The 11,964-nt window shown below is 58.9% G+C and carries 14 protein-coding genes; 7 read left to right on the forward strand and 7 right to left on the reverse strand.

Going from position 1 to position 11,964, the window contains the following annotated elements:
• Position 1: 1 nt before the first annotated feature.
• Positions 2-1,159, reverse strand: a complete 1,158-nt coding sequence (emhA, locus tag FBY04_RS26480) for an efflux RND transporter periplasmic adaptor subunit EmhA (RefSeq protein ID WP_084321737.1) — start codon at positions 1,157-1,159, stop codon at positions 2-4.
• Between the two features lie 265 nt (positions 1,160-1,424).
• Between emhA and emhR the strand changes: the two genes are divergently transcribed.
• Entirely contained in the window at positions 1,425-2,057 is a 633-nt protein-coding gene (gene emhR, locus FBY04_RS26485; protein WP_084321736.1) for an efflux system transcriptional repressor EmhR, read from the forward strand.
• A gap of 191 nt (positions 2,058-2,248) precedes the next feature.
• Here the strand turns inward: emhR and FBY04_RS26490 are convergent, their stop codons facing one another.
• Positions 2,249-2,896 (reverse strand): hypothetical protein, encoded by a 648-nt coding sequence (locus FBY04_RS26490; RefSeq protein WP_145318056.1) that lies wholly within the window; start codon positions 2,894-2,896, stop codon positions 2,249-2,251.
• Between the two features lie 214 nt (positions 2,897-3,110).
• Here FBY04_RS26490 and FBY04_RS32475 point away from each other — a divergent pair, with 214 nt between their 5' ends.
• Positions 3,111-3,257, forward strand: a complete 147-nt coding sequence (locus FBY04_RS32475; RefSeq protein ID WP_178118331.1) for a hypothetical protein — start codon at positions 3,111-3,113, stop codon at positions 3,255-3,257.
• A 283-nt stretch (positions 3,258-3,540) separates the two neighbouring features.
• Here FBY04_RS32475 and FBY04_RS26500 read toward each other — a convergent pair whose 3' ends face one another.
• From FBY04_RS26500 to FBY04_RS26510, 3 genes are read right to left on the reverse strand one after another with little or no spacing between them, the layout of a single operon-like run.
• Complete coding sequence (locus FBY04_RS26500; RefSeq protein ID WP_084321733.1) at positions 3,541-4,590, reverse strand: alkene reductase; 1,050 nt, start codon at positions 4,588-4,590, stop codon at positions 3,541-3,543.
• Between the two features lie 29 nt (positions 4,591-4,619).
• Complete coding sequence (locus tag FBY04_RS26505) at positions 4,620-5,786, reverse strand: MFS transporter (RefSeq protein WP_084321732.1); 1,167 nt, start codon at positions 5,784-5,786, stop codon at positions 4,620-4,622.
• Between the two features lie 3 nt (positions 5,787-5,789).
• Positions 5,790-6,110, reverse strand: a complete 321-nt coding sequence (locus tag FBY04_RS26510; protein WP_084321731.1) for a helix-turn-helix transcriptional regulator — start codon at positions 6,108-6,110, stop codon at positions 5,790-5,792.
• Between the two features lie 172 nt (positions 6,111-6,282).
• Here FBY04_RS26510 and FBY04_RS26515 point away from each other — a divergent pair, with 172 nt between their 5' ends.
• On the forward strand, positions 6,283-6,861 hold the full coding sequence (locus FBY04_RS26515; RefSeq protein WP_145318059.1) for an ACP phosphodiesterase: 579 nt from the start codon (positions 6,283-6,285) through the stop codon (positions 6,859-6,861).
• Between the two features lie 106 nt (positions 6,862-6,967).
• On the opposite strand, the gene FBY04_RS26520 is transcribed toward FBY04_RS26515, so the two are convergent.
• Together FBY04_RS26520 and olsB are read right to left on the reverse strand one after the other, a co-directional pair.
• Positions 6,968-7,759 carry a 1-acyl-sn-glycerol-3-phosphate acyltransferase gene (locus FBY04_RS26520; RefSeq protein WP_084321730.1) on the reverse strand — a complete coding sequence of 264 codons (792 nt, stop codon included), beginning with the start codon at positions 7,757-7,759 and terminating at the stop codon, positions 6,968-6,970.
• Positions 7,759-8,514 (reverse strand): L-ornithine N(alpha)-acyltransferase, encoded by a 756-nt coding sequence (gene olsB / locus FBY04_RS26525; protein ID WP_084321729.1) that lies wholly within the window; start codon positions 8,512-8,514, stop codon positions 7,759-7,761. The genes FBY04_RS26520 and olsB overlap by 1 nt, the downstream gene beginning before the upstream one ends.
• Before the next feature lie 155 nt (positions 8,515-8,669).
• Between olsB and FBY04_RS26530 the strand changes: the two genes are divergently transcribed.
• From FBY04_RS26530 to FBY04_RS26545, 4 genes are all read left to right on the forward strand, one after another.
• A complete protein-coding gene (locus tag FBY04_RS26530; protein ID WP_145318062.1) occupies positions 8,670-9,557 on the forward strand; it encodes an acyl-CoA dehydrogenase family protein in 888 nt (295 codons plus the stop codon).
• A 157-nt stretch (positions 9,558-9,714) separates the two neighbouring features.
• Positions 9,715-10,809 carry a serine hydrolase gene (locus FBY04_RS26535; protein ID WP_145318065.1) on the forward strand — a complete coding sequence of 365 codons (1,095 nt, stop codon included), beginning with the start codon at positions 9,715-9,717 and terminating at the stop codon, positions 10,807-10,809.
• Complete coding sequence (locus tag FBY04_RS26540) at positions 10,806-11,135, forward strand: amidase (RefSeq protein WP_145318068.1); 330 nt, start codon at positions 10,806-10,808, stop codon at positions 11,133-11,135. The genes FBY04_RS26535 and FBY04_RS26540 overlap by 4 nt, the downstream gene beginning before the upstream one ends.
• A 238-nt stretch (positions 11,136-11,373) precedes the next feature.
• Entirely contained in the window at positions 11,374-11,964 is a 591-nt protein-coding gene (locus FBY04_RS26545; RefSeq protein WP_084321725.1) for a YceI family protein, read from the forward strand.

The raw sequence follows: 11,964 nt of genomic DNA on the forward strand, positions 1-11,964 counted from the left end.
TTTACTCCCCTTTGCCGCTGGAAGCCTTGCTAGCTGCCTGTGCGGGGGCCGGGTTCTGTGCGCCAACGTTAGTCGCCTCAGTGGCCTTGACTTCAATGCCAGGTTTGACGAATTGCAGTCCTTCGGTGATCAGGCGATCGCCAGCCTTCAGGCCGTCTTCGATCAACCATTGGCTGCCGACAGTGCGGCTGGCCTTGAGCTGACGCAGCTCGACCTTGTTGTCCGCACCGACGACCAGCGCGGTCGGGGTGCCTTTGAGGTCGCGGGTCACGCCTTGTTGCGGTGCCAGGATCGCGGCGGCGTTGACGCCGGCCTGAAGCTGGGCGTGAACGAACATGCCGGGCAGCAGGGTGTGATCAGGGTTCGGGAATACCGCACGCAAGGTCACGGAGCCGGTCGTCTGGTCAACCGAGACTTCAGAGAACTCGAGCTTGCCGTCCAGCTTGTACTGGCTGCCGTCTTCTAGGGTCAGTTTGACCGCGGCCGAGTTGTCGCCGGCCTTTTGCAGGCGACCGCTTTCCAGTTCGCGGCGCAGTTCAAGCAGCTCTACGGAAGACTGGGTGACGTCGACGTAGATCGGGTCGAGTTGCTGGATCACCGCCATGGCATCGGCCTGGCCACTGGTGACCAGTGCACCTTCCGTCACGCTGGAACGGCCGATTCGGCCGGAGAGTGGCGCGTAGACTTTGGTGTAGCGAACATTGATCTGGGCGCTCTGCAGGGCGGCTTCCGATTGCAGGCGATTGGCCAGGGCGGTGTCGTATTCCTGACGGCTGACAGCCTGTTCGTTGACCAGTTGCTTGTAGCGATCGGAGATCGATTTGGTCTGCTGCAGATTGGCTTCGGCGCTTTTCAGCGTGGCTTCATAAACCGCCGGATCGATCTGATACAGCTGCTGGCCGGCTTTGACGTCGCCACCTTCCTTGAACAGACGCTTGAGAATGATGCCGTTGACCTGAGGGCGAACTTCGGCGATGCGGTAGGCGCTGGTGCGCCCCGGCAGTTCGGACGTCAGGGTGAAGGCTTGAGGTTGCAAGGTGACAACGCCGACCTGAGGCGGTGGAGGGGCCGGTGGCGCCTCTTCCTTTTTACATCCGCTGAGCAGCGATGCAAGGGCGACGGCAGTGACCAGAGCGGTAACAGCTGGCTTGAATTGCATGAAAATCCTCGGGTCAGGCGCGCAAATTGCGCACAAGAAATGTGTAAGGGTAAAAAATGTGCGCTGAGTGGATAAGTAGCTTGCTAAGGAATATACTTACGTTCATGGTTGTTTGTAAATACCTTGGCTGCGTACCCATACCGTTACAAAAGCCGTTTCAAAGGTTCGAATTGTAGGCCGGGGACGACGCCCGAGAGCGTTCGCCCCACTTTCATTCAGTGGATGTTCAGGCATCGCTGAAGCACCCCGATTGAGGTTGTATGCCATGGTCCGTCGTACCAAAGAGGAAGCTCAGGAAACCCGTAGCCAGATACTCGAAGCGGCAGAGAAAGCCTTTTACGAACGGGGCGTAGCGCGCACCACGCTGGCGGACATCGCGACCCTGGCTGGCGTGACACGCGGGGCCATTTACTGGCACTTCAGTAACAAGGCGGATCTGGTGCAGGCCATGCTTGATACGTTGCATGAGCCGCTGGACGAAATGGCCAAGGCGAGTGAAAGCGAAGATGAACTCGACCCACTGGGTTGCATGCGCAAGCTGCTGATTCATTTGTTTCATCAAGTTGCCCTGGACCCGAAAACCCGACGCATCAATGAGATTTTGTTTCATAAGTGCGAATTCACCGATGAAATGTGCGATCTGCGCCAGCAGCGCCGGGAAGTCAGCCTCGATTGCAATGTGCGAATCGCCCTGGCCCTTACCAATGCAGTGAATCGGGGGCAGTTGCCGGAAAACCTCGACACGCCCCGCGCGGCTATCAGCCTGCATGCTTACATCGATGGCATTTTGTATCAGTGGCTATTGGCGCCCGACAGTTTTCAACTGCATTTGGAAGCCGAGCGATGGGTCGATACAGGGTTGGAGATGCTGCGCCTGAGCCCCAGCCTGCGCAAATGAAACAAAATGCGTAATTGGATCCGTTTCTGTCAATAGATGCGGGCGAAGATCGACTCTTCGCCCGCGTTGTCATGATGGGGTGCTTTTATATACGCACGGGCTCCGGGATGACAGGTAGCGAGCTACGTATTTTGTAGGAAATTTGTGTCGCAGATGTGAAAAGGTGAGAGCGATCCCGAATCGTCGCGGCTTCAGCCCAGCGTGATTTCCACCTCGAAGCTGAAAGGTTCATCCTTTGCCATGCTGGTGATTTTGGTTGAGCAATTGATGTCGGATGAGCCGATGGAGGTGACGGTGTTTTTTACCGTTGCCCTGTGAGTTGGCGAAATGACGCCGAAACCTTTGCTCATTATCATGCCGAGATCAAAACGGACCCCGACGTTGTGAGCGATAAAGTCGACGAACTGATTGAACATGACTTTGTTTTTGGGCCAAGGATAACCGTAGGTGTAGGCGAAATCGCATTTGAATGCTGTCTTGGCATGAGAAGAAAGCTGGAATGACTGACGCTCTGATTTGGGCAAAGGCAGGCTCGTTTGTGCGATGTTAAAAGAGTGCGGCGTGTTGTTGAGGAGTTTTACGATCACACGAGTGTTTCTCGAACTTTCATCCTGATGTCGCCACGCTTCTATTCTCTGGTTCAGAGCGTGCTCTGACTCAACGCCTTCAAGAAAGTTGATGAGTTCTATCTTGGTGATCCCGATCAACTCATCCAGCGCTTGTTGATTCTCCTCACTGAATAGCAGTGGCGTCAGGTTGTAAAGGACACCAATGGATGTGTAATTGAAAAACGACAGCAGGTCTTCGTAGTGGGTGTTGGTTTCTTTGATGTTGTTCATATCGATTCCTTTCGATCAGGTCAGTGGGTTTACAGGCTGGGTGGACTGCGGCTCATCGGTTCAGGATGACGGCGAGCATGCAGTAGTTGTAGGGATAACAGTCACTCGTAGCTTCTAGAAAGGACTGGCTGAAAATCGGGACTTTCCCAATGGACTGCGCATGGTGTTCCCAGAAAAACTCAACTTTGGGTGAACGATGATTCAGGCGTTTTCGATGAGTGTATTGAAAAGCCGTATTGATATGCACGGCCTGACTGTAGTTGGTGTATATGGCCTGGGTGCTGAAAATGGTTTTTCTAATGCCGTACTCGATATTAATACTTGGGGTAACTGTGGATTGCCCTTTATCGTTATAAGTTGAGTGCTGAGTGGCATTATTTTTGAAGGGAATGCTGGTGGAGTATCATCCAGGCTGACATCATCCCTCCAGTATATTGAGTCTGTGAAGTTGCTGAGTATCAGTGTGAAAGTAAGTTTGTTTTCCGGTTGTGTTTGCATGTTGGATTACTTGAACGTTGTGTGGAGTGCTGAAAGTAACCTCGCTCCAAGTTGTGGTGCAATGAAGATGTTGTTTCATGAGTTGAGCGTTTGCCAAATAAAAAGCCCCGGGTATTTCTACCCGGGGCTTTTTTGTTCAGGTGCAGTTACATCACTGGATAGTCGATATAACCCACCGGGCCTTTAGCGTAAAACAATTCCGGGCGCGCTTCGTTCAAGGGTGCATCGGCCTTCAAGCGTGCCGGCAGGTCCGGGTTGGCAATGAACGGCACGCCGAAGGCGACCGCATCAGCCTTGCCGCTGGCCAGCCAGGCGTTGGCGCTGTCCTTGGTGAAGCGTTCGTTAACGATGTACGGGCCGCCGAAGGCTTCTTTGAGTTGCGGACCGAGGCTGTCGCCCGCTTCTTTCTCGCGGGAGCAGATGAAAGCGATGCCACGTTTGCCCAACTCGCGAGCGACGTAGGTGAAGGTCTCGGCCAGGTTGTCGTCGCCCATGTCATGGGAGTCGGCGCGCGGTGCCAGGTGCACACCGACGCGGCCGGCGCCCCAGACTTCGATCGCCGCATCAGTCACTTCCAGCAACAGGCGCGCACGGTTTTCCAGGGAGCCGCCGTAGTTGTCGGTGCGCTGGTTGGTGCTGCTTTGCAGGAACTGGTCGAGCAGGTAACCGTTGGCGCCGTGGATTTCCACGCCGTCAAAACCGGCTGCCTTGGCGTTTTCTGCGCCGGTGCGATAGGCGTCGACGATGTCGGCGATTTCAGCGGTTTCCAGAGCACGCGGCGTTGGATAGTCGGCCAGTGGGCGAACCAGGCTGACGTGACCTTTTGGCTGGATGGCGCTCGGTGCGACCGGTGCTTCACCGTTCAGGTACGACTCGTGGGACACCCGGCCAACGTGCCACAGCTGCAGGAAAATCTTGCCGCCCGCACCGTGAATCGCTTTGGTGACGTTGGCCCAGCCACGCACCTGATCGTTGGACCAGATACCCGGAGTATCCGGGTAGCCGACGCCCATCGGCGTGACCGAGGTGGCCTCGCTGAGAATCAGGCCCGCCGAGGCACGTTGTACGTAGTATTCGGCCATCAGGGCGTTCGGCACACGGCCTTCGTCGGCACGGCAGCGGGTCAGCGGTGCCATGATGATGCGGTTGGCGAGCTCGATGTCGCCCAGTTTGATCGGATCGAAAATAGTCGTCATGAAATGCACCCTCGTGAGGTATCAGTGAGTCAGTTGGTAGCAGGGGCCAGTTCGGGATTACCGTTCTGACGGAAAGTAATCAGGGTCACCAGCAGGGCGAGTACCGCCAGTGCGGCGGCCGCCAGTGGCACGCTGGTCAGGCCATAGCCGTGGGCGATGACGCTGCCGCCGACCCAGGCGCCGAGTGCGTTGCCGACGTTGAACGCGCCGATGTTCAGGGTCGACACCAGGTTCGGTGCAGCCTTGCCGTAGGTCACCACGTTCACTTGCAGGGCAGGCACGGCGGCGAAGCACGCGGTGGCCCAGAGGAACAGGGTGATTTCGGTCGGGATCAGTGCAACGCTGGTCCAGGTCAGAACGGTGGAGACCACCGCCATGCTGATGAACACGCCGATCAGCGTCGCCGCCAGGCCTTTGTCGGCCAGTTTGCCGCCGATGATGTTGCCGACGGTCAGGCCCAGGCCGATGAGCATCAGGGTCCAGGTCACGCCGCGTGGCGAGACGCCGGTCACTTCGCCCAACAGCGGCGCGACATAGGTGAACAGGGTGAAGACCGATGCCGCGAACAATGCCGTCATGCTCAACGACAGCCAGATGCCGGCGCCTTTGAGGGCACGCAGTTCGGCGCGCATGTCGAGTTTCTCTTCGTCGCGCTTGGCTGGCAGGAAGCGGATCAGGCCGATCAGGGCGATCACACCGATCACGGTCACGGCCCAGAAGGTCGAGCGCCAGCCGGCTTGTTGACCGAGCGCGGTGCCCAGCGGTACGCCGAGGACGTTGGCCAGGGTCAGCCCGGTGAACATCAGGGCCACGGCCGAAGCGCGTTTGTTCGCCGGAACCAGGCCTGCCGCGACCACCGAACCGATGCCGAAGAAGGCGCCGTGGCACAGTGCAGTCACCACCCGGGCAAACATCAGCACGTTGTAGTCACTGGCCACTGCACACAGCAGATTGCCGATGATGAAGATGCCCATCAACGCCACCAGTGCGGCCTTGCGCGGCAGCTTCGCGGTGGCCAGGGCCATGAACGGCGCACCGATGGCCACGCCGAGGGCATAACCGGTCACCAGCCAGCCTGCACCGGGGATCGACACGCCGAGGTCAGCCGCCACATCGGGCAACAAGCCCATGATGACGAACTCGGTGGTGCCGATGGCGAAGGCGCTCAAGGCCAGAATGAGGAGCGAGAGGGGCATTGTTCAGTTCCTTGTCGGAGCGCTGAGCTCCTTGACGATGGCGTCGAGGAACGCCTGGATCACGTCCTCGTTGCGTTTGAAGAAGTGCCATTGACCGGCTTTCTGGCTGCTGATGAGACCCGCACGTTGCAAGGTCGCCAAATGTGCGGACACGGTCGACTGCGACAGGCCGCAGCGTTGATCGATCTGCCCGGCGCAAATGCCGTACTCGTGGTTGTGGATCTGTTCCGGGAATTGGGTTTTTGGATCTTTCAGCCAGATGAGGATGTCTCGCCGTACTGGGTGTGCCAGGGCTTTTATTATTTCGTCGAGGTCGAGATTCATGGCTTGGTGCTCGTGATGAGTAAAACGCTATATCGCGATGAGGCGAACTTTAAATCGGTATTTCGCGATATACCAATATGATTTTGGTCTGACGACCGAATAAATCGGTATATCGGGTTATAACGATACGAGGTGTGTAAGGACCCGCATGGGCGGTGCTAAGCTGGCGCCCATGAACTATCTCGCACATCTTCACCTCGGTGGCCAGCGCCCCGGCCAATTGCTCGGCAGTCTGTATGGCGATTTCGTCAAGGGACGGCTGCAAGGGCAGTTCGACCCGGAGATCGAAACGGCCATCCAGCTGCATCGCAGCATCGACGTGTTTACCGACCGCCATCCGTTGGTGGATGTGTCGCTGTCGCGGTTTTCCCTGACTCGCCGGCGTTACGCCGGGATCGTGCTGGATGTGTTTTTCGACCATTGCCTGGCGCGTGACTGGATGTTGTACGCGGATCTGCCGTTGGAACAGTTCACCTCGGATGTGTACCGGGTGCTGTCCGCCGAGCGGCAGTTACCGGAGCGGCTGGCAAGGATTGCGCCGCACATGGTGGCGAATGACTGGCTGGGTTCTTACCGGGAGTTCGACGTGCTGGAGCAGGTTTTGCGGGGGATTTCGCGACGGCTGACCAAGCCTGAAGAGTTGGCGGCGGCGATGCAGGAGTTGCGGGTGTTGTATGAACCGTTGAGTGAGGACTTTCGGTTGTTCTATCCGCAGCTCCAAGACTTCGCCCAAAACTACCCGACAACATAATTCCTTGTAGGAGCCGGCTTGCTGGCGATTGCGGCATAACATTCAACAGAGATGTTGACTGATACACCGCAATCGCCAGCAAGCCGGCTCCTACAGGGGTATGTGTTCAGGCAGCAATAGCCGGGCGCATCGGAACCTGCTGTTTCTCCGGAATCGCCCCAAACAACGCCTTCTGCACCGCCTGCTGTGCTTCAAACGCCAGTGCCGCACGCTCGCGACCTTCGCAAGCAATCGGCTTGAGCAGATGAATCTCCACCTCACCCCGATCATTGGCAAACAAGCGCATCAGGTGCGAGAGCAAGTCATCATCGCCAATGAACGGCGCCAGCGAATCCACTTCACCCTCACGCAGATAACGAATCGCCACCGGTTGCAGTTTCACTTGCGAATCAATTGCCGCTGACAGCAAGCGACCATGAAAGGTACGCAGGGAACGGCCATCGGTGGTGGTGCCCTCTGGAAACATCAGCAACGCATGCTCCTGTTCCAGATGACGGGTCATCTGTTTGCGGATCAACTGGCTGTCGCCCGAACCCCGACGGATGAACAGGCTGCCAGCCTTGGCTGCCAACCAGCCCGCCACCGGCCAGGTGCGCACTTCGGCTTTTGACAGAAACGACAGCGGCGTCAGCATGCCCAGCAGCGGGATGTCGGTCCAGGACACATGGTTGCTGACCCAGAGCATCGATTCTTTTGGCAATTCACCGTGTACGGTCACGCGAAAGGGCAGGGCATTGGCCAGCCGCGCCATGAAGAAACGCGACCAGCGCTGACGGCGGACCATCGAATGGGCGATGCCCAAACGCTCGAACAGCCCGAAGACGCTGGCCATGCTCAAGCCCAGCGCAACCACTACCAATACTCGCGCAATTCGCGCGTACACCCGCAAGCGGCTCATTACACAGCCGCCTTGAAGTGCTTGGCGTAACGCGGGCAGAGTTCGTCGCGCTTGAGCAGGATGAACACGTCGGCCACCTGGAAATCTTCGTCCCAGCACGGCTCGCCGCAGATCTTCGCTCCGAGGCGCATGTAGGCCTTGAGCAGCGGCGGCATTTCGGCGATGACGTTGGACGGAATATCTAAAACAGGCAGTGGTTTTTTCGGCTCGGCGCGCAGGTGCTCGGTGCACAGATAACGTTCGCGCAGACGTTGCATGATCGCGTGGGCCTGAATGCCGCCGTCCTGCATCGGGATGCTCGCGCAGCCCATCAAATAGCTGTAGCCGCCCTGGTTCAGGACTTCGGCCAGTTCACCCCAGAGCACGGCGATGGTGCCGCCGTTGCGGTAGGCCGGGTCGACGCAGGTGCGACCGATTTCAAGGATCGGGCCTTTGAGGTGGACCAGGCCGTGGAGACTGAATTCTTCTTCGCTGTAAAACCTGCCCAGGCTGCTGGCGGCTGTGTGGTCGAGCAAGCGGGTGGTCGCCACCAGACGCCCGGTGTTCAAGTCGCGTACGCCGATGTGAGCACAGTGAACATCATAATCATCCATGTCCAGACCCAGCTCCGCGCCCTTCAGCTTGGCGTTGAATTCGCCGCTGAACACGTTGAAGCGCAAGGCCTGGGCTTCCTGCAAAGCCTCGGCGCCCACCAGGCGTTCGGCTTGCAGGCGGCGTTCATTGCCGGTGTCGCTGATGCGGGCGATCTGAGTCATGGCGAATCTCCGTGCGGGCTGCTCACCCGTCTTTGGGTTACAGCGGATCGACTTTCTTTATCCAGCCTTGTTGTGCAAAGTCAGGCTATGTAGCCCCGGTGTCATCGCCATTAAGCTTTGGTGATGCTTATATGACAGCCCACGAGGAGCCTCTTATGACTTGGCAAAACCTGTTGAAACGTCGCGATCGCTTGCCCGCCAACCCGGACCTGGCAGAGGGTTTCGCGACCTTGTTGCAGCAAGTGGGCACGGTCACGCCGTTTGAATTGGCGGTGGTGGGTGGACGCCTGATGGCGACACCGGGGCTGGCCTTTCTGGTGGGCTATCAGGCGGCGTTGCGCATGCTCTGGCCGAGTGCGCCGCCGAGCCTTGGCGCGTTGTGCGCGACCGAACAGCGCAGCCTGCGGGTGGCGGACATGCAGACACGTCTGACCGACCTGCGCCTGAGCGGGCGCAAGGATTTCGTCACCGCCGGCGATGCCGCGGACTGGCTGTTGATCGCCGCCCGCAGTGAGGTACCCGGCGACGATCCGCGCCTGAGCCTGGCCGTGGTCTATCCCGGCGAACCGGGTGTACGGGTGGAAAAACTTCCGGCGATCCCGCTCATGCCGGACATCAGCCACGGTCGGCTGTTTCTCGACAATGCCTTGTGTGAGTTGCTGGCGGGGGATGGCTGGGACGCGTACGTCAAACCGTTCAGGACGCTGGAAGATGTCTATGTGCTGAGCGCCATGACGGCGTGGCTGTATGGGGTCGGTCAGGACAGTGACTGGCCGCAGGGCTTGTCATTGCGTTTGCTGGCGCTGTTGGCCGGGTGCGCGGAAGTCAGCCGGCAGGCGCCGAACAATTTGGCCGGGCATGTGCTGCTGGGCGGGTTGTTTGCACAGTTTGACGGGTTGAAGGTCGAGGTGAATCAGGCATTGGCCGATGGCCCGCCGGAATGGGCGGCGATGTGGCAGCGGGATCAGTCGGTGATGGATCTGGCGGCGGGGGCCAGGGCGAAGCGGTTGGCCAAGGCACTTGCCGGATCTTCGCTGAGTTGACTGGCCTCATCGCGGGCAAGCCCGCTCCCACCTTTTGAAATGAATTCCCCTGTGGGAGCGGGCTTGCCCGCGATGGCGGCTTCAATAGAAACACAACTTCCAAAACTGTCATCAACCTCGACTAGGCTCAGCAGGTTCAACTCTCCGGGCCCCCACCATGTTCAAAGGCTTTTCCCTGCTGTTCATGCTGCTGCTCAGCCTCACTGCCCACGCCGAAAACTGGCCCGCCGAGCAATGGTCCACCGGCCCGACCCTCAGCGGCCCGGCCATTCAAGCTTTGGAAACCTACGCCTTCCCACCCCGCGACGAGAGCACCCGAAAAGGTATCCGCACCGATGCCTTGCTGGTGATCCGCGACGGTCAGTTGATTTACGAACGCTACGCCGGCCCGACCACTGCCGACACGCCGCACCTGACCTGGTCAATCAGCAAAAGCCTCATGGCCGCGGTCCTTGGCGTGGCCTATGGCGAAGGACTGTTCAAGCTTCAGGACCCGGTGCTGAAATTCTACCCACCGCTCCAAACACACCCCGCGATCACTATGGCCGATCTGCTGCATTGGGCTTCCGGCCTGGACTGGCAGGAAGACTACGAATACGCCCCGTTGAACTCCTCGGTGGTGGCGATGCTTTACACCCGAGGTCATCACGACATGGCCGCATTCACCAGCGATCACGCCGAATATGCGCAGCCCGGTCAGGCCTTTCGGTATTCCAGCGGCGACAGCAATCTGCTGGCCGCCGCGCTGAAAAACATCGTCGGCCCGGCACGGTATCCCGATTTTCCATGGACAGCGCTGTTCGAGCCTTTGGGCATTCGCCACGCGGTTTGGGAAACCGACGCCACGGGCACCTTCGTCGCCTCGTCATATGCCTATCTCACCGCGCGGGATCTGGCGCGAGTCGGCCTGTTGATGGCCCGCGACGGTCGTTGGGGCGACCGTCAATTGCTGCCCAAGGATTGGGTCGCCTTCAACCGCCAACCTTTCGACCGCTATCGGGCAAATCAGGACGAGGCGGTACCGGGCGGTCATTGGTGGCTCAACCGCGCGGCGGATAGCGCCGCACAACCCTGGCCCGATGCACCCGCCGACACCTTCGCCGCACTCGGGCATTGGGGCCAGGCGATGTACGTGATTCCCAGTGAACATCTGGTGATCGTGCGCTACGGTGATGACCGCGACGGCAGCTATCGACACAACGAACTGCTCAAACGCGCGCGCATGGCCTTCACCGGGAAGGTGCAGCCATGAATCGCCGCTCTTTTGTCCGCCGCCGACCGTTCAGCACGCTGTGGTTGATCCTGTTGATCGCCTTGCTCGGCTGGATCTGGCAAGAGCGCGTGGCGCTGTGGGCGTTTCCGGACATCATCAGCGCCTACACCGCCAAGGAATATTGCTCGTGCCGGTATGTGATGAACAATGACGCCGGGTATTGCCGTGGTTATGTGAAGCAGTGGCTGCCTTTCAGCGCCTTTACCGATGATCCCGTCAGCAAACAGGTGATGGTCAGCGGCATGGGCCGCAGCAACAGCGCCATGTGGATCGGTGAACGCCAAGGTTGCCGCCTGACTCCCTGAACGGGCGGTGGTCCCGATACTGCCATCGCCCGCAAGCCGGCTCCTGCAGGTTTGGCGTGAAGCTTCAATCTTGATCACACCGAAAATCCGTAGGAGCCGGCTTGCAGGCGATGGCGATCTCGGCAGCGCCATCGCCGGCAAGCCGTGCTCCTACAGGGGCAGTGTTTGATCTTCAAGGTTTGCAATGCGCTCGCGGGCGGTTAAGGTTCGTGCACGTTTATTTTCAGCACGAGTCTTTATGTTCAAGCGGTTCCTTATCAAAACCCTGGCCTTTGTGCTGCTGGCCGGCGCCACATTATCGGCTCAGGCCAATTGGTACCTGGACGGCGAGTCTTCGCGGCTGTCGTTCGTCAGCACCAAAAACGCCAACATTTCCGAAGTGCAGCGCTTTCTGGTGCTGCACGGCAAGGTCAGTCCCAAAGGCCTGGCCGAGGTGGAAGTCGAGCTGGATTCGGTGAACAGCGGCATCCCCTTGCGTGACGAACGCATGCGCAAGGAATTGTTCGAGATCCAGACCTTCCCTGAAGCCCTGATCACCGCGCAGATTGATTTGCGTCCGATCAACGACCTCGCGTCCGGCGCGCAACTCGAATTGCGCCTGCCGGTGACCGTCAACCTCCATGGCAAACAACACGACTACAACGCCGAGCTGTTGGCGACCCGTCTCGATGACCGGCGCTTTCAGGTGGTGACGCTCGAACCGCTGGTGATCAATGCCGCGGATTTCGACCTGGCGCCAGGGCTGGACAGTTTGCGCAAGCTCGCCGGTTTGTCGGCGATCAGTCTGTCGGTGCCGGTGGGTGCGGTACTGATTTTCACGGCGCGCTGA

The organism is Pseudomonas sp. SJZ080 (assembly GCF_007828295.1).
Classification (GTDB): domain Bacteria; phylum Pseudomonadota; class Gammaproteobacteria; order Pseudomonadales; family Pseudomonadaceae; genus Aquipseudomonas; species Aquipseudomonas migulae_A.

What these genes read in the sequence shown, in the direction of transcription:
- FBY04_RS26530 (WP_145318062.1), top strand. Translation starts at nt 8,670, where the DNA reads ATGACTTGGCAAAACCTGTTGAAACGTCGCGATCGCTTGCCCGCCAAC.
- FBY04_RS26515 (WP_145318059.1), top strand. Translation starts at nt 6,283, where the DNA reads ATGAACTATCTCGCACATCTTCACCTCGGTGGCCAGCGCCCCGGCCAA.
- FBY04_RS26535 (WP_145318065.1), top strand. Translation starts at nt 9,715, where the DNA reads ATGTTCAAAGGCTTTTCCCTGCTGTTCATGCTGCTGCTCAGCCTCACT.
- FBY04_RS26540 (WP_145318068.1), top strand. Translation starts at nt 10,806, where the DNA reads ATGAATCGCCGCTCTTTTGTCCGCCGCCGACCGTTCAGCACGCTGTGG.
- FBY04_RS26545 (WP_084321725.1), top strand. Translation starts at nt 11,374, where the DNA reads ATGTTCAAGCGGTTCCTTATCAAAACCCTGGCCTTTGTGCTGCTGGCC.
- FBY04_RS32475 (WP_178118331.1), top strand. Translation starts at nt 3,111, where the DNA reads ATGAGTGTATTGAAAAGCCGTATTGATATGCACGGCCTGACTGTAGTT.
- FBY04_RS26500 (WP_084321733.1), bottom strand. Translation starts at nt 4,590, where the DNA reads ATGACGACTATTTTCGATCCGATCAAACTGGGCGACATCGAGCTCGCC.
- FBY04_RS26490 (WP_145318056.1), bottom strand. Translation starts at nt 2,896, where the DNA reads ATGAACAACATCAAAGAAACCAACACCCACTACGAAGACCTGCTGTCG.
- emhA (WP_084321737.1), bottom strand. Translation starts at nt 1,159, where the DNA reads ATGCAATTCAAGCCAGCTGTTACCGCTCTGGTCACTGCCGTCGCCCTT.
- FBY04_RS26510 (WP_084321731.1), bottom strand. Translation starts at nt 6,110, where the DNA reads ATGAATCTCGACCTCGACGAAATAATAAAAGCCCTGGCACACCCAGTA.
- olsB (WP_084321729.1), bottom strand. Translation starts at nt 8,514, where the DNA reads ATGACTCAGATCGCCCGCATCAGCGACACCGGCAATGAACGCCGCCTG.
- FBY04_RS26505 (WP_084321732.1), bottom strand. Translation starts at nt 5,786, where the DNA reads ATGCCCCTCTCGCTCCTCATTCTGGCCTTGAGCGCCTTCGCCATCGGC.
- emhR (WP_084321736.1), top strand. Translation starts at nt 1,425, where the DNA reads ATGGTCCGTCGTACCAAAGAGGAAGCTCAGGAAACCCGTAGCCAGATA.
- FBY04_RS26520 (WP_084321730.1), bottom strand. Translation starts at nt 7,759, where the DNA reads ATGAGCCGCTTGCGGGTGTACGCGCGAATTGCGCGAGTATTGGTAGTG.